At 71.0% G+C, this 17,323-nt stretch carries 8 protein-coding genes and 1 rRNA gene; 8 read left to right on the top strand and 1 reads right to left on the bottom strand.

Going from position 1 to position 17,323, the window contains the following annotated elements:
* The first annotated feature begins 208 nt into the window (after positions 1–208).
* From ispF to glgX, 4 genes are all read left to right on the top strand, one after another.
* The gene (ispF, locus tag BKD30_RS11185) at positions 209–715 is read left to right on the top strand and encodes a 2-C-methyl-D-erythritol 2,4-cyclodiphosphate synthase (protein ID WP_076704704.1); all 507 of its coding nucleotides are present in this window, start codon (positions 209–211) and stop codon (positions 713–715) included.
* A gap of 97 nt (positions 716–812) precedes the next feature.
* Positions 813–2,372, top strand: a complete 1,560-nt coding sequence (gene cysS / locus BKD30_RS11180) for a cysteine--tRNA ligase (RefSeq protein ID WP_076704702.1) — start codon at positions 813–815, stop codon at positions 2,370–2,372.
* A 152-nt stretch (positions 2,373–2,524) separates the two neighbouring features.
* Entirely contained in the window at positions 2,525–3,511 is a 987-nt protein-coding gene (gene rlmB / locus BKD30_RS11175) for a 23S rRNA (guanosine(2251)-2'-O)-methyltransferase RlmB (RefSeq protein ID WP_076704700.1), read from the top strand.
* Complete coding sequence (gene glgX / locus BKD30_RS11170) at positions 3,508–5,640, top strand: glycogen debranching protein GlgX (protein WP_076704699.1); 2,133 nt, start codon at positions 3,508–3,510, stop codon at positions 5,638–5,640. Before rlmB ends, glgX begins: the two co-directional genes overlap by 4 nt.
* A gap of 79 nt (positions 5,641–5,719) precedes the next feature.
* Here the strand turns inward: glgX and glgP are convergent, their stop codons facing one another.
* The gene (glgP, locus tag BKD30_RS11165; protein WP_076704697.1) at positions 5,720–8,284 is read right to left on the bottom strand and encodes an alpha-glucan family phosphorylase; all 2,565 of its coding nucleotides are present in this window, start codon (positions 8,282–8,284) and stop codon (positions 5,720–5,722) included.
* Between the two features lie 386 nt (positions 8,285–8,670).
* On the opposite strand from glgP, the gene BKD30_RS11160 reads away from it, so the two are divergent.
* From BKD30_RS11160 to BKD30_RS11145, 4 genes are all read left to right on the top strand, one after another.
* Positions 8,671–10,683 carry an alpha-1,4-glucan--maltose-1-phosphate maltosyltransferase gene (locus BKD30_RS11160; protein WP_076704943.1) on the top strand — a complete coding sequence of 671 codons (2,013 nt, stop codon included), beginning with the start codon at positions 8,671–8,673 and terminating at the stop codon, positions 10,681–10,683.
* Positions 10,680–12,452 carry a maltose alpha-D-glucosyltransferase gene (treS, locus tag BKD30_RS11155; RefSeq protein ID WP_076704695.1) on the top strand — a complete coding sequence of 591 codons (1,773 nt, stop codon included), beginning with the start codon at positions 10,680–10,682 and terminating at the stop codon, positions 12,450–12,452. The genes BKD30_RS11160 and treS overlap by 4 nt, the downstream gene beginning before the upstream one ends.
* Positions 12,449–16,696 carry a 1,4-alpha-glucan branching protein GlgB gene (gene glgB / locus BKD30_RS11150; RefSeq protein WP_159440572.1) on the top strand — a complete coding sequence of 1,416 codons (4,248 nt, stop codon included), beginning with the start codon at positions 12,449–12,451 and terminating at the stop codon, positions 16,694–16,696. Before treS ends, glgB begins: the two co-directional genes overlap by 4 nt.
* 480 nt (positions 16,697–17,176) lie before the next feature.
* Positions 17,177–17,323: ribosomal RNA gene (locus tag BKD30_RS11145) — 16S ribosomal RNA — on the top strand; the annotation flags it as partial.

Raw genomic sequence — 17,323 nt, 5'->3', positions numbered from 1 at the left:
TGACCTCCGGTGGATCGGGAACGGACGTAGACCATCGAACCATCGCCCGACCGCTTTCGCTCCCCGGCGGCGCAACCACGACAGTGAGTGTGACCGCTGTGACGCCTGTGATCCGAACGATTCCCCAGCGGTCACTCTGGTCACACTCGGTGGAGCCGTTGCTCCGTAACCCCGGCAATCGGCCGCGCCGCCTGAGAGACTGGCGAGCATGAGCCCGTCCGCAACCGCTCTTCCCCGCACCGGCATCGGTGTCGACGTGCACGCGTGGGGTGAGCCCGGCACCCCGCTGTGGCTCGGCGGCCTGCTCTGGGCGGGGGAGACCGGCCTGGCGGGCCACTCCGACGGCGATGTCGCCGCGCACGCCTGCTGCGACGCGCTGTTTTCCGCCGCCGGACTCGGCGATCTGGGCACCCACTTCGGCACCGACCGGCCCGAGTATCGGGGAGCGGCCGGCGTGGTGCTGCTCGCCGACGCGGCCCGCATCGTCCGGGCGGCCGGCTTCGAGATCGGAAACGTCGCCGTCCAGGTGATCGGCAACCGTCCGCGCTTCGCCGGCCGCCGGGCGGAGTCGGCGTCGGTGCTCGCCGCGGCCGCCGGCGCCCCCGTCAACATCAGCGCGACGACGAGTGACGGCCTCGGGCTGACCGGCCGGGGAGAGGGGCTGGCGGCGATCGCCACCGCACTCGTGGTCCGGACCCCCGTCGGTACTCCCTGACGGCTGGCGTTCGATGACGCGCGGCGCGTGCGTCCCAGCGCGTCACCGACCGCCCGACGCCCCGGAGATACGTGACCCCGCTGGCTACACTGACACGGTGACGCTGCGCCTCCACGACTCGAAGTCCGCCTCCGTCGTCCCCTTCGCTCCCGTGATTCCGGGGCGGGCCAGCGTCTACTACTGCGGGGCCACCGTCCAGAGCGAGCCGCACCTGGGGCACCTGCGCTCCGCGCTGAGCTTCGACCTGCTCACCCGCTGGTTGGAGGCCACGGGCCTGGCCGTCACGGTGATCCGCAACGTCACCGACATCGACGACAAGATCCTGGCCAACTCCGCCGCCAGCTTCGCCGAGGACTTCGCCGGGCCGCATCCGCGGGAACCGTGGTGGGGGCTGGCCTACCGCGTCGAGCAGCAGTTCGAGGCCGCGTACGCCGCGATCGGGGTCCGGCGGCCGACCTACGAACCCCGCGCGACCGGCCACATCACCGAGATGCACGCCCTGATCCGCGATCTGGTCGAGCGCGGTCACGCCTACCCGGCCGAGGACGGTTCCGGGGACGTCTACTTCGACGTCAGGTCGTGGCCCGAGTACGGGTCGTTGACCCGGCAGTCCGTCGACGACATGCAGGACGCCGCCGACGCCGATCCCCGCGGCAAGCGCGACCCCCGCGATTTCGCGCTGTGGAAGGGTCACAAGGACGGGGAGCCGACGACGGCGTCCTGGCCGGACCCGCTCGGCCGGCCCGACCTGCGCGGCCGGCCCGGCTGGCACCTGGAGTGCTCGGCGATGGCGGGCAAGTACCTCGGTACCGAGTTCGACATCCACGGCGGCGGCCTGGACCTGCGATTCCCGCACCACGAGAACGAGCTGGCCCAGTCCACCGCGGCCGGCCACCCGTTCGCTCACGTCTGGATGCACAACGGCCTGGTCACGCTCGACGGCGAGAAGATGAGCAAGTCGGCGTTCCACTTCGTCACCGCGGCCGACGTCCTCGCCGGTGCGGACCCCGTCGTCGTGCGGTACTTCATGGCTGCCACTCACTACCGCTCGGTCCTGGACTTCCGCCCAGCCACCGACGACGACGGCGGTTCCCTCGCGGAGGCCGCGGCCGCCTACGGCCGGATCCGCACGTTCGTGCGTAACGCCGCTCGCGCTCTGGGAACCGGCGCGGTGGCAACCGGCGCCGGGGAAACCGGTGCCTCCGGAACACCGACCGGTGGGGTGACGGAGCACGTGGTCGCCCACGCCGACCCGGAAACCCCGGTCGCGCAGACGCTGCCCGCCGCGTTCACCGCCGCCATGAACGACGATCTGAACGTCCCCGCGGCCCTCGGCGTCGTGCACGAGACGGTACGCCGCGGCAACTCCGCGCTCGCCGAGGGCGACCGGGACGCGGCCGCCGCGGCCCTGGCGGACGTGCGGGCGATGACCGGGGTGCTGGGGCTGGATCCGCTCGATCCCGCCTGGCACGCGGGGGGAGGCCGGTCGGCGGCCGACGAGGCGCTGGATGCCCTGATCGCCGGGCGGCTGGCCGCCCGCGCCGAGGCCCGGAGCGCCCGGGACTTCGCCGCGGCGGACGCCATCCGGGACGGACTGGCCACCGCCGGCATCGTCATCGAGGACGGCAAGGACGGCTCCCGCTGGTCGCTGGCCTGACTGCTTCGCCCTGACGGTGCCTGACAGCCCAGGCCTGACGGGCATCGACGGGGCCTCGCAGATCCCCGTGACCTCGGCCGGTAGACTGGGCTCCCGCGCCCGGACCACCGCCGGCCGCCGTGACGAGCACTCGATGAGCGACGGAAGGTCCCATGCCGAACAAGCCGCGCGCCGGAGCCATCCGCAAACACAAGAAGGGACCCTCGTCCGGCACCGGGGGGCTCGGCCGCAAGGCTCTCGAGGGCCGGGGCCCCACCCCGAAGGCCGAGGACCGGCCGTACCACAAGGCGTTCAAGGCCAAGCAGGCCGACCAGCGCCGGAGCGGCCGCGACACCGGGAGCGGCGCCTCCCCGCACACCCGCTCGCGCCGGGACAAGGCCGAGGAGATGGTCACCGGGCGCAATGCGGTGCTCGAGGCCTTGCAGGCTGCGGTGCCCGCGCGCACGCTCTACGTCGCCGTGCGGATCGAGAGCGACGACCGGGTCCGGGACATCCTCAAGCTCGCCGCCGAGCAGTCCCTCCCGGTGCTGCAGGTGCACCGGACCGAACTGGACCGGCTCACCCTGGACGCCGTCCACCAGGGCGTCGCACTGCAGATCCCGCCCTACCAGTACGGCGACGCCGTCGATCTCGGCCGGCAGCTGACCGATCAGTGGGAGAAGGGCTACCTGCGCGCCGCGCCCCTGATCGTCGCCCTGGACGGGGTCACCGACCCGCGGAACCTGGGGGCGATCATCCGCAGCGTCGCCGCGTTCGGCGGCCACGGCGTCGTGATCCCCGAACGCCGCACCGCCACCATGACCGCCACCGTCTGGAAGACCAGCGCCGGGGCGGCCGTCCGGGTGCCGGTGCACCGGGCCGCGAACCTGAACCGCACCCTCGACGGGTACCGCAAGCTCGGCATCCGCGTGATCGGTCTCGACGGGAACGGGGATATCTCCCTGCCGTCCCTGGACGCCGGCGAGGAACCCCTGTGCGTGGTCGTGGGCTCCGAGGGCAAGGGCCTCTCCCGGCTCACCCGGCAGACCTGCGACGCGATCGTCTCCATCCCGATCGACGCGGCCACCGAGTCGCTGAACGCCTCGATGGCGGTGGGCATCTGCCTCTACGAGGTCGCGCGCAGCCGCCCGACGACGTGAGCCGCCCGAGCGTCTCGGTCGGCCGGTCGTTCCCCTGGCCGCTGGGTGTGAGCCCGGTGGCCGGTCGGGGCGCCGCGGTCAACGTCGCGGTGTTCGCGCCGGCGGTGACGGCGCTCGCCGTCGTGCACGAGACCGCGGACGGCTCGTCGGTGCGGACCCGGCTGCGCTCCGTCGAGGACGGGGTCCACCACGGCGTGGTCGAGGACCTGCCCGCCGGCGCGCGCTACCACCTGCTCGACGAGGAGGACCCGGCCGGCACCCCGCTGCTGGACCCGTACGCGCGGGGTCTCACCGAGGGCACCGACGGTGACCCGGTGGCGGCGGTGCGCGTGGACGGCGCGTTCGACTGGGACGACGACGTCGCGCCCCGCACCCCGTGGCGGGACACCGTTCTCTACGAGGCGCACGTCGTGGGACTGACCCGGCTCCACCCCGACATCCCGGAGGAGCTGCGCGGTACCTACGCGGGCCTCGCCCACCCGGCGATGCTCGCGCACCTGACCCGGCTGGGCGTGACCGCGGTCGAGCTGCTGCCCATCCAGGCGCACGCCGACGAGCCGCACCTCGCCGCCCTGGGGCTGACCAACTACTGGGGCTACAACACGCTGGGCTTCTTCGCCCCCCACCCGGCCTATGCCACCGCGGCCAGCCGCGCCGCCGGCCCGCAGGCCGTCCTCGACGAGGTCAAGGGCATGGTCAAGGCGCTGCACGCGGCCGGCCTCGAGGTGATCCTCGACGTGGTCTACAACCACACCGCCGAGGGCGGCAAGGACCAGCCCGCGCTGAGCTGGCGCGGTCTGGGCGATCGCGCCTACTACCGGCACCGCGACCGGCACACCTACGAGGACACCACCGGTTGCGGCAACAGTCTGGACTTCTCCCACCCCCGGGTCGTCCAGTTGGCGCTGGATTCGCTGCGGTACTGGGTGGCGCAGTGCCACGTCGACGGGTTCCGGTTCGACCTCGCCCCGACCTTGTGCCGTGACGCGGACAACGTCTTCACCAACCGGCACCCGTTCCTCGTCGCCGCCGCGGCCGACCCCGTGCTCGCACCGGCGAAGTTGATCGCCGAACCCTGGGATCTCGGCATGGGCGGCTGGCAGACCGGCAACTTCCCGCGCGGCTGGGCGGAATGGAACGACGGGTTCCGGGACGTCACGCGCACGTTCTGGCTCACCGACCAGGCGGAGCTCGCGGCTGGTCGGCCCGGGGGCTCACTCGCCGCCCTCGGCGGTGCACTCGCGGGCTCGGCTGCCACCTTCGCCGCGTCGGGGCGATCCCCGCTCGCCTCGGTCAACCTGGTCACCGCGCACGACGGGTTCACCCTGACGGACCTGACCAGGTACGACGTCAAGCACAACGAGGCCAACGGGGAGGGCAACCGGGACGGATCGGACCACAACCGCAGCTGGAACCACGGGGTCGAGGGGCCGACGGCGAGGCGGGACGTGCGCCGCGCCCGGGAGCAGACCCAGCGCAACCTGATGGCCACGCTGCTCCTCTCCCTCGGGGTGCCGATGATCACCGCCGGGGACGAGATCGGCCGTACCCAGCAGGGCAACAACAACGCCTACAGCCAGGACACGGCGATCTCCTGGGTCGACTGGCACCTGGACGGCCGGGCCCGCCGGATGCTGCGCGCCACCCGCGGGCTGATCCGAGTGCGCCGCGAGTTCCTCGCCCACCAGCCCGCCGACTACTCGCGCACCCCGCAGGCCTACTACCTGCACTGGTACGGCACCGCCGGCTACCCGATGACCGAGCAGGAATGGGTCAACCCGCACGTGCGCGTGCTGCAGCTCCTGCTCGGTTCCGCCGAGGGCCGGATCGACGGGTTGCTCATCATCAACGGGTCGGCCAACGCCTCCCACGTGACCCTGCCGGACGTCGGCTTCGCGCTCCCGGACGGGACGGCGGACGACGGAACGGTCGACGACGGCGCCGCCGACGCCGGGGCGGCGGATGCGGGGATGGTCGACGCCGTACGCACCCCGCCGAGCCGGCAGGACGGATTCGTGCTGCGGCTGAGCACCGATCCGGCCGCCGACGGCCGCAAGGACGACCACTGGGCCAGCGGCGAGGTGTTCACCGCGCCGGCGCAGAGCGTGACCGTCTTCCGCCGGGACTGAGACGGCGCCGGTCCGGCTCGGTTCGGCTCGGCCCCGGTGCTCGCGATATGGTCCCGGCCCGGGCCGGGATGGAGGCGGCTCAGGCGGGAGTGGCGATCAAGCCGAGTTCGGCCTTGTTCGCCATCCGGGCGGTCGACGGCAGGGCCCGCACCGTGTACCCGAAGGGGCCCGACCGGTCCACCACCAGGGTGCCGGAGAACCGGGCGCGCCCGTTCCCGAGGTCCTCGGCCGGGGCCAGGTCGGCGAACGCCCGGTCGTGGATGTGGTCGCTCTCGGACACCCGGCCGTATCCGACCTCCACGTCGACGTCGTCGGCGCTCAGCCCGCCGAGGGAGACGTAGGCGTTGATGGTCAGCACGTCGCCGATCTGCGGGGCGTCGGTGACACCCTCGGCGTCGACGTGCTCGACGTGCACCGACGGCCACGCATCCCGCACCCGCTCGTTCCAGCGGGCGGCGGTCCGGGCGGCCGCGAAGTCGTCCGCGGACGCCCGCCGGCCGGACTCCGCGGCCGGGGTGTAGAGCCGGTTGACGTAGTCCATCACCATCCGCTCGGCCGAGACGGCCGGCCCCAGGGTGGCCAGCGTGTGCTTGATCGCGGCCACCCACTGGTGGGGGACCGCGTCCCCGGAGTCGCCGGCGACCCGCTCCGAACCGTAGAACATCGGCGCGACCGACTTCTCGATCAGCTCGTACAGGGCCGCCGCCTCGATGTCGTCCCGCTCCTCTGGGGTGGCCCGGTTGTCGGCGGTGGGGATGGCCCAGCCGTTCCGCCCGTCGTACAGCTCGTCCCACCACCCGTCGCGCACGGAGAGGTTGAGGCCACCGTTCAGGGCCGACTTCATCCCGGACGTGCCGCACGCCTCCAGCGGGCGCAGCGGGTTGTTCAGCCACACGTCGCAGCCGGGGAACAGGGTCCGGGCCATCGCGATGTCGTAGTTGGGCAGGAACACGATCCGGTGCCGCACCTCGGGGTCGTCGGTGAACCGGACCAGGTCCTGGATCATTCGTTTGCCCTGCTCGTCGGCCGGGTGGGACTTGCCGGCGACGACGAGCTGGATGGGCCGCTCGGGGTCGAGCAGCAGCCGCTTGAGCCGGACCGGGTCGCGCAGCATCAGCGTCAACCGCTTGTAGGTGGGCACGCGGCGGGCGAAACCGATGGTCAGCACGTCCGGGTCCAGGACCTCGTCCGTCCAGGCCAGTTCCGCGTCTGCTGCCCCACGCTTCTTCCAGGAGGCGCGCAGGCGCCGCCGCACGTCCGCGATCAGGGCGGACCGCAACTCGCGTCGCAGGACCCACACGTCGGCGTCGTCGACCTGGAACACCTCGGACCAGTCCGGGGCGGGACCGAACCGGGTCCGTGCCAGATCGACGATCTTCGGGTCCACCCACGTCGGCACGTGCACGCCGTTGGTGACCGAGGTGATCGGGATCTCCTCCTGGTCGAAACCTGGCCACAGGCCCGCGAACATCTCCCGCGACACCACTCCGTGCAGTTTGGCGACGCCGTTCGCCCGCTGCGCCAGGCGCAGCCCCATCACCGCCATGTTGAAGGTGGAGGCATCGCCGTCCTGATACGTCTCGGCGCCGAGTGCGAGGACGTTCGTCACCGGCACGGACGGCGCCAGACCGGCCTGGAAGAAGTGCTGGATCTGGGCGATCTCGAACCGGTCGATGCCGGCCGGCACCGGGGTGTGGGTGGTGAAGACGGTCGACGCGCGGGTGGCCACCAGCGCCTCGTCCCAGCTCAGACCGTCGTCCATCAGTTCGCGGATGCGCTCGACGCCGAGGAAACCGGCGTGCCCCTCGTTGGTATGGAAGACCTCCGGGGCGGCACCGCCGGTGAGCCGCTGGTACGCGCGCAGCGCCTTGACCCCGCCCATCCCGAGCAGCAGTTCCTGCTGCAGCCGGTGATCGCCGCCGCCGCCGTAGAGCCGGTCGGTGATGGTCCGCGCCGCGTCGTCGTTGCCCGGCACGTCCGAGTCCAGCAGCAGCAGCGGGACCCGGCCGACGTCCGCCTTCCACACGTAGGCCAGCAGCTGGCGGCCGGCGGGCAGCGGCAGCCGCACCTCGACCGGGGTGCCGTCGGTCTCCCGCAGCAGCGACAGCGGCAGCCCGTCCGGGTCGATCACCGGGTAGGTCTCCTCCTGCCAGGCGTCGCGGGAGAGGGACTGCTTGAAGTAGCCGGCCTGGTAGAGCAGGCCCACGCCGATCAGCGGTACGCCGAGGTCGGAGGCCGACTTCAGGTGGTCACCGGCGAGGATGCCCAGCCCGCCGGAGTACTGGGGCAGCACCGCGTCGATGCCGAACTCGGGGGAGAAGTAGGCGATGCAGGCCGGCGCCTCCGCACCCAGGGACTGGTACCAGCGCGGTCGGATGAGGTACTTCTGCAGGTCCGCGCCGAGGCCCTGGATCCGAGAGACCAGCCCGGCGTCGTCGGCGACGGCCTGCAGCTGCCCGCGGGTGAGGGTCGCGATCAGTTGGACCGGATCGGCCGTGCGGGCCCAGATCTCCGGGGCGATGTCGGCGAACAGGCGCCGGGTCGGCTCGTGCCAGGACCAGCGCAGATTGGTGGCGAGCGTGCTCAGGGGCGCGATGGCCTCGGGCAGCACGGTACGGACGGTGAACCGGCGGATTGCTTTCACGCGCCAAACAGTAGCGGATCGACGTGACCTGGCTCGCACCCGGAGTAAACGCTTACGCCCGTGTCCCGCCGCGGACCGCGGAGTGGGTGAGGGGTCCACGACCGGCCCGGTGCCCGAACGGCGCCGGACGACGCGGAACGGTGACGGAACCGCAGCGGCCTTCGCATTCTCTGGAATCAATGGCTAACGTCTACCGTGTGACTACTGACGCCGCGGCCGCGAGTCGCCCCGCAGGGCAGGGCAAGCCAGGGCAGGGCAAGCCAGGACAGGACAAGCCAGGACAGGACAGGACGGGACAGGGTAAGGCAGCGGGTCGAAGCACGGGAACGGTCCCGACCGGAGCGCACGGCGGACCCACCCGCGAATCGGACCCGGCGCCCGGAGGGATCACCGAGGGGCTGCGGTTCGCCCGGATCCCGGTCACCGACGTCGCCCCCGTCGTCGACGGCGGGATGTTCGCCGCGAAGGCCATCCCGGGTGAGGACCTGCAGGTCGGTGCCACCGTCTTCCGCGAGGGGCACGACCGGCTCGGAGCCACCGCCGTCCTGTACGACCCGGACGGCGCCGAGGTGCAGCGCTCCCGGATGGTCGAGCGGGTGGCCGGCACCGACCGGTACACCACCACGCTGCGTCCCCTCGCCGTCGGCGCCTGGACCTTCACGGTCGAGAGCTGGGCCGACCCCTACGGCACCTGGGAGCACGACGCGACGGTGAAGGTGGGCGCCGGGGTCGACGTCGACCTGATGCTCGACGAGGGGACCGCCCTGCTCGAGCGGGCGTCCCAGGAACCGGACCGCGACCCCGAGGACGCGCAGACCCTGCGCGCCGCCGCCGCCCGGGTCGGTGACACCACCTTGCCGGCCGGGGAACGCCTCACCGCCGGGATCAGCCCGCAGGTGCACGCGGTGATCGACCGGAAGCCCGTCCGGGAACTGGTCAGCGCCACCGGCCACCACCGGATCACGGTCGAGCGGGAACGCGCCGGCCGCGCCTCCTGGTACGAGTTCTTCCCGCGCTCCGAGGGCGCGTCCTGGGACCCGGCCAGCGGGGAATGGACGTCGGGCACGTTCCGGACCGCGCTGGCCCGGCTCGAGGCCGTGGCGGCGATGGAGTTCGACGTCGTCTACCTGCCCCCGATCCACCCGATCGGGCGGACCAACCGCAAGGGCCCGAACAACACGCTGGTCGCCGGGCCCGGCGACCCCGGTTCGCCCTGGGCCATCGGCGCGGCCGAGGGCGGTCACGACGCCATCCACCCGGACCTGGGCGGTTTCGAGGACTTCGACGCGTTCGTGGCCCGCACCCGCGAACTCGGCATGGAGGTGGCGCTGGACCTGGCCCTGCAGTGCACCCCGGACCACCCGTGGGTCACCGAGCACCCGGAGTGGTTCACCACCCGCATCGACGGGTCCATCGCCTACGCGGAGAACCCGCCGAAGAAGTACCAGGACATCTATCCGCTGAACTTCGACAACGACCCCGAGGGCCTGTCGAACGAGGTGCTGCGGGTCGTGCGGCTGTGGATGGACCACGGCGTGCGGATGTTCCGGGTGGACAACCCCCACACCAAGCCGCTGTGGTTCTGGGAGTGGCTGATCGGACAGGTCAACGCCACCGACCCCGACGTCGTCTTCCTCGCCGAGGCGTTCACCCGGCCACCGATGATGCACGCCCTCGGCAAGGCCGGCTTCCAGCAGTCCTACTCGTACTTCACGTGGCGGAACACGAAGGAGGAGATCGAAGAGTACTTCACCGAGGTCTCCCGGCAGACCCCGGCGTTCTACCGGCCCAACTTCTTCGTCAACACCCCGGACATCCTCACCGAGTACCTGCAGTACTCCGGGCCCGCCGGGTTCAAGGTCCGGGCCGTGCTCGCGGCCACCGGCAGCCCGCTGTGGGGCGTCTACTCCGGCTACGAGCTGTTCGAGCACGTCGCCCGGCCCGGCGCGGAGGAGTACATCGACAATGAGAAGTTCGAGTACCGGCCGCGGGACTACGCGGCGGCCGAGGCGGAGGGCCGGTCCCTGGCCCCCTACCTCACCCGCCTGAACGCCATTCGCCGCGCCCACCCGGCGCTCGGTGACCTGCAGAACCTCACCGTGCAGGCGACCACGGACGACCACACGGTGGCCTACACGAAGCACAAGGCGAACCCGGACGGGACGAAGGACACCGTCATCGTCGTCGTCAACCTCGACCCGCACGCGACCCGGGAAGGACTGGTGACCCTGGACCTGTCCACCCTGGACCTGGACCCGGGCGACCTGGACGGCGCCGGCCGCTTCTGGGTCGACGACCTGCTCTCGGGGGAGAGCTGGACCTGGGGACGGGAGAACTACGTCAGGCTCGATCCCTGGGTCGAGCCGGCACACATCTTCCACGTCAGGAGGGGCGCATGAGCGTGCCGTCGGCATTCCAGCTCAATGCCCCCGGTCTCGCGCACGACCCCGAGTGGTACCGCAAGGCGGTCTTCTACGAGGTGCTCGTACGTGGTTTCGCGGACGCCAACGGGGACGGCTCCGGGGACTTCTCCGGACTGATCGAGAAGCTGGACTACCTGCAGTGGCTCGGCATCGACTGCCTGTGGCTACCGCCGTTCTTCGACTCCCCCCTGCGTGACGGCGGGTACGACATCGCCGACTACTACTCCGTCCTGGACGAGTTCGGCACGATCAGCGACTTCAAACGCCTGGTCGCCGAGGCTCACGCCCGCGGTCTGCGCGTGATCATCGACCTGCCGCTGAACCACACCTCGGACCAGCACGGCTGGTTCAAGGCCTCCCGCGAGGATCCGGAGGGTCCGTACGGGGACTTCTACGTGTGGAGCGACACCGACGAGAAGTACCAGGACGCGCGGATCATCTTCGTGGACACCGAGGAGTCGAACTGGACGTTCGACCCGGTCCGGCGGCAGTTCTTCTGGCACCGGTTCTTCTCCCACCAACCGGACCTGAACTTCGAGAACCCGGCCGTCGTGGAGGCGGTGTTCGACGTCGTCAAGTTCTGGCTGGACCAGGGCGTGGACGGGTTCCGTGCGGACGCCATCCCGTACCTGTTCGAGGACGACGGCACCAACTGCGAGAACCTGCCCGGCACCCACCGCTTCCTGCAGGACCTGCGGTCCATGGTGGACGAGCTCTACCCCGGGCGGGTGATCATCGCGGAGGCGAACCAGATGCCGCAGGAGGTGGTGGAGTACTTCGGGGACGAGGAGAACCCCGAGTGCCACATGTGCTTCCACTTCCCGATCATGCCGCGACTGTTCTACGCCCTGCGGGACCAGAAGGCGGCGCCGATCGTGGAGACGATGAACGCCACCCCGAACATCCCGGCCGGGGCGCAGTGGGGGACGTTCCTGCGGAACCACGACGAGCTGACCCTCGAGATGGTCACCACGGAGGAACGCCAGGCCATGCTCGGCTGGTACGCCCCGGACGCGCGGATGCGCGCCAACATCGGCATCCGACGGCGCCTGTCCCCCCTGCTGGACAACTCGCGGGCCGAGACGGAACTGATCCACGCCCTGCTGCTCGCCCTGCCGGGCAGCCCGTTCCTCTACTACGGGGACGAGATCGGCATGGGCGACAACATCTGGCTCGAGGACCGGGATGCGTCCCGCACGCCCATGCAGTGGAACCCCGACCGCAACGCGGGCTTCTCCGTCGCGGACCCGGGCAAGCTGTACCTGCCGGTGATCCAGTCGCTCGTCTACCACTACAACCACGTCAACGTGGAGGCGCAACTGGCGCACTCCTCCTCGCTGCTGCACTGGGTGCGGCAGATGCTCGCCATCCGCAAGGCGCACCCGGCGTTCGGCCTCGGCGGGTACGAGAACGTGCCGGCGGACAACGAGCACATCCTGGCGTTCCTGCGGGAGATCCCGGACGCGGAGGCGGAGGAGCACGGCGAGGTGCTGCTGTGCGTGTTCAACCTCGCCCAGAACCCGTCGTCCGCGGTTCTGAACGTGCCGCGGTTCGCGGGCCGGGGGCTGCGCGACGTGTTCGGCGGCACCCCCTTCCCGCCGATCGGGGACGACGGGCGGATCACGGTCACGCTGGGCAGTCACGACTTCTTCTGGCTGCGGATGCGCTCGCCGTACTCCAATCCCGCGTCGCCGGCGACCCAGGCGCTGCCCGTGATCCCACCCCGGTCCGAGCTGCCGTCGTGACCCTGACCGCGGAGCTGACCGACCTCCTGCACCGCTGGCTCCCCGGCCAACGGTGGTACCCGGCCCGCGGCAAAGGGGTCAGCCTGAGCGCGGTGGGCGGTTTCGACCTGACGGACCCGGCCGGCCGGATCGGTGTGCGCGTCCACCTGGTCGCCATCGACTCGGGCGACCGGATCGACGTCGTGCAGGTCCCGCTGACCTACCGTCGACGCGATCACGTGCTGCACGGTGTCGACCCGATCGGTTCGGTTCCGGCCCGCACCGCACCGCAGCCTTCGGGGTGGGACAGCACCGAGACCGGAGCGGGCGCCGAGACCGGGGCGGGCGACGGGCCGGACGCGCGGGTGGACGTGTACGACGGCGTCCGGGACCCCGTCCTGGTCGGGCTCTACCTGGACCTGATCACCAGCGCCACGGCGACCGCACCGAACACCAGGTCGGACTCCGGCCGGGGGAGTGAGGCGCCCGACGCCGCAGCGGACCGGGGCGTGGACGCGTTCGCCCCCACCGGGCATGCCACCGGCCGGTGGGCCTCGACCCGGGCGTCCGGCGACCTGCCGACCGCCAAGGTGCTCACCGGCGAGCAGTCGAACACGTCGATCATCATCGACGACCCCGACGCGCCCGCCATCATCAAACTGTTCCGTGTCCTCGGCGCCGGCACCAACCCGGACGTCGAGGTCGGCATCGGGCTGACCGAGGCCCGGGTCGACGCCGTCGCCACCACCTACGGGTGGATCGACGGCGCGTGGCAGCACCGCCGGACCGGTGCCTCCGGCCACGACGGCGCCGGCGAAGCAGCCGACGCCGGAGCCCGCGACAGCGCCGCCGGAGCGCGAGCCGATAGTGCGGCCGACGCCCCATCCGGCCAGGGGCGCCCGGATCTCGATCACGGTCAGCTCGCCGTGCTCAGCGAGTTCATGGCCGGCAGTGAGGATGCGTGGCGCACCGCGACGGCGGCGGCCCGCGCCGGCACCGACTTCACCGGTCCCGCCGCGTCCCTCGGCGAGGCCACCGCCCGGGTGCACGCCGGTCTGCGGGAGGCCTTCGGCACCCGCGTCGCCGACGCCGGGCAGCACGAGGAGTTGCTCCGCGCCCTGGCGAGCCGGATCGCGTGGGCGTGGGCCGAGGCCGCGGACGCCGTGGGCCCGCACGAGACCGCCGTCCGCGCCGCGATCGAGGCACTCGGCCGCGGCGGGGACGCTCCCGTGCTGCAACGCATCCACGGCGACTACCACCTCGGCCAGGTGCTCGACTCACCACAGCGCGGGTGGATCCTGCTCGACTTCGAAGGCGAGCCGCTGCGGCCCGTGGCCGAGCGATCCCTGCCCGACACCCCGCTGCGGGACGTCGTCGGCATGCTCCGGTCCTTTGACTACGCGGGCGGGTTCGCCGTCCTGAACGGCGCGGACCCGGACCGCACCCGCGCGTGGACCAGCACCGCCTCCGACGCGTTCCTCGACGGCTACCGCCGCATCAGCGGCACGCCGATCGACACCGAATCCCCGCTGTTCGTCGGCCTGTGGCTGGACAAGGCCCTGTACGAGGTGGTCTACGAACAGCGCAACCGGCCGGACTGGATCGCGGTTCCCGTCGACGCGGTGCATCGCGCGCTGCACGTGGGCGACCACGCATCCCCTCCCGCACCATCGAAGAAGGAAGGTTCATCGATGATCAGGAAGCCCCGGTCACGGACCGGCACATCCCGGACCGAGCCGACACTCGAAGCAGCACCCGCCCCCGAACCGGCGCCACCCGCTCCCGAGCCGGCGAAGCCTGCTCCCGAGCCGGCGAAGCCTGCGTCGGCGAAGGCCGCTCGCGCGTCGGCCGGTACATCAGCGCGGCCGGCCACGTCAGCGCGGCCGGCCGGTACATCAGCGGAGCCGGCTGCCACGTCAGCGCGGCCGGCCGCTGCGTCGGCGACACCGGATGACGCGTCGGCCGACCTGCCGGACATCTCCCCGGAGGCACGCGCGCAGGCCGCCAACCTGAACGTCAGCACCGGCGCGGTGTCCACCACGGCGCCGGAGACCCGGCCTGCGCCGGCCCGGCCGATCCCCGTCTCCACGGACGTGCTCGACGCCGTGGCCGGTGGCTGGTACCACAACCCGCACGGAATCCTCGGCGCCCACCTGGCGCCCGACGGCACGGTGACGATACGGACCCTGCGGCACATGGCGGCGTCCGTCGACGTCGTCACCGCCGCCGGGAACACCGCCATGAGCCACGAGTACGGGGGCATCTGGACCGCGGTGCTGGAGGCCCCCGAGGACCGGCACGTGCCCGACTACCGGCTCGAGGTCGCCTACGGGGACGGGGTCGCACACCGCGTCGACGAGCCCTACCGGTTCATGCCCACGCTCGGGGAACTGGACCTGCACCTGATCGGCGAGGGACGGCACGAGACGCTGTGGACCGTCCTGGGCGCGCACGTGCGGGAGTACCCGTCGTCGATGGGCACCATCCACGGCACCAGTTTCGCCGTCTGGGCGCCCAACGCCCGCGCCGTGCGGGTGGCCGGTGACTTCAACGCCTGGGACGGCAAGGCACACGCGATGCGGTCCCTCGGCTCCTCCGGGGTCTGGGAGGTCTTCCTCCCCGGCGTCGGCGCGGGCGCGACCTACAAGTTCGAGATCATGGGCCAGGACGGCCAGTGGCGGATGAAGGCCGACCCGATGGCGCGCGGCACCGAGGTGCCGCCCCGGACCGGCTCCCGCGTCGTCGACTCGACATATACCTTCGACGACGACGAGTGGATCGCCCGGCGGGCCCGGACGGATCCCCACAACGGGCCGATGAGCGTGTACGAGGTGCACCTCGGTTCGTGGCGTCTCGGACTGGGCTACGAAGAGCTGGCCGAGCAACTCGTCCAGTACGTCTCGTGGCTGGGATTCACCCACATCGAACTGATGCCCGTCGCCGAGCATCCCTTCGGCGGGTCCTGGGGCTACCAGGTCACCGGGTACTTCGCGCCGACGTCGCGGTTCGGGCATCCCGACGAGTTCAAGCACCTCGTCGACGCCCTGCACCGCGCGGGCATCGGCGTGATCATGGACTGGGTACCGGCCCATTTCCCGAAGGACGAGTTCGCCCTCGCCCGCTTCGACGGACAGCCGCTCTACGAGCACCCGGATCCGTTCCTGGGGGAGCACCCGGACTGGGGCACACTGATCTTCGACTTCGGCCGGCGGGAGGTGCGCAACTTCCTCGTCGCCAACGCGCTCTACTGGCTCGAGGAGTTCCACATCGACGGGCTGCGGGTCGACGCCGTCGCCTCCATGCTCTACCTGGACTACTCGCGGCAGGAGGGCCAGTGGCGGCCCAACCGCTTCGGCGGCCGGGAGAACCTGGAAGCGATCGGCTTCCTGCAGGAGGCCAACGCCACCGCGTACAAGCGGGTCCCGGGCATCGTGACCATCGCGGAGGAATCCACGGCCTTCCCCGGGGTGACCCGGCCGACCGACCACAACGGACTCGGGTTCGGGCTGAAGTGGAACATGGGCTGGATGCACGACTCCCTGTCGTACATCTCCGAGAACCCGATCAACCGCTCGTACCACCACCACAAGGCCACGTTCTCGATGGTCTACGCGTACACGGAGAACTTCCTGCTGCCGATCAGCCACGACGAGGTCGTCCACGGCAAGGGGTCGATGCTGCGCAAGATGCCGGGCGACCGGTGGCAGCAGCTGGCCAACCTGCGTGCCTACCTCGCGTTCCAGTGGGCGCACCCCGGCAAGCAGTTGATCTTCATGGGCACCGAGTTCGGCCAGGAGGCCGAGTGGAACGAGGCGCACGGACTCGACTGGTGGCTGACCGACGCGCCGCCGCACCGCGGGGTCCAGCTGCTCGTCAAGGCCCTCAACGCCATCTACACGCAGACGCCCGCGCTCTACCGCTGGGACAACGACCCGGCCGGATTCGAGTGGATCGACGCGAACGACGCCGGCCGTAACATGCTCACGTTCACCCGGTGGGACCCGCAGGGCAACCCCGTGGTGGTGGTCGCGAACTTCGCCGGGACGCCCCACCACGACGTCAAGCTGGCCCTGCCCTGGGCCGGCGCCTGGGAAGAAGAGCTGAACACGGACGCCGAGGAGTTCGGCGGTTCCGGGGTCGGCAACTTCGGACGGATCACCGCCGTCGAAGGGTCCTACCAGGGCAAGCCCGCGTCGGCCACCGTGCAGGTGCCGCCGCTCGGGGTTCTGTACCTGACACCCGCGACCGACGACCGCACCGGCTGACGCGCGGGACGGCGACGGCGGGCCCTTCCCGCGCGGAACCGCAGGCCAACCGCGGCCCGCGGACCGGGCGGGGAGGGCCGTTTTGCACCGCCCGAAGGCCGGTGGTACAGTTGATTTTCGCGCCGATCGGAACGGTAGGACGCGGCAAGTCCCTTGAGGCACCGCCGAAGCCGAGGATCGCACCGGGTTCCGTCCCTCGAGGATGGACCGGATTCCCTGAAGAAAACGGACGAAACGGCCGATTTTGACAGAGAAGATCGGAGTGGTAAGTTAGACAAGTTGCTCCGGAGCGAAACGGAATGACGGGCAACGATCAAGGATTTGATCGGGAACCGCCGCTGAAACCGGAAGTGCCTGTTGTTTGAGAACTCAATAGTGTGTTGTTTTGTTTGTTGATGCCAGTTTTTACTGGTTTTAGCGCTTGGCTGCCACCCCCGTGGTGGCTGGGTGTTGAGGCTGGGTTCATGTTTTTCTGTTTTTTTGACGGAGAGTTTGATCCTGGCTCAGGACGAACGCTGGCGGCGTGCTTAACACATGCAAGTCGAACGATGATGTGGTGCTTGCACCATGGATTAGTGGCGAACGGGTGAGTAAGACGTGAGTAACCTGCCCTTGACTCTGGGATAA

This window comes from Tersicoccus phoenicis, from assembly GCF_001968835.1.
GTDB classification, from domain to species: domain Bacteria; phylum Actinomycetota; class Actinomycetes; order Actinomycetales; family Micrococcaceae; genus Tersicoccus; species Tersicoccus phoenicis.
Note: the sequence above shows the minus strand (reverse complement) of the source record. Positions and strands in the feature narration are given on the sequence as shown.

Bases quoted from the DNA above. Each gene is read 5' to 3' on its own strand.
- ispF (WP_076704704.1), top strand. From the start codon at position 209: ATGAGCCCGTCCGCAACCGCTCTTCCCCGCACCGGCATCGGTGTCGAC.
- rlmB (WP_076704700.1), top strand. From the start codon at position 2,525: ATGCCGAACAAGCCGCGCGCCGGAGCCATCCGCAAACACAAGAAGGGA.
- treS (WP_076704695.1), top strand. From the start codon at position 10,680: ATGAGCGTGCCGTCGGCATTCCAGCTCAATGCCCCCGGTCTCGCGCAC.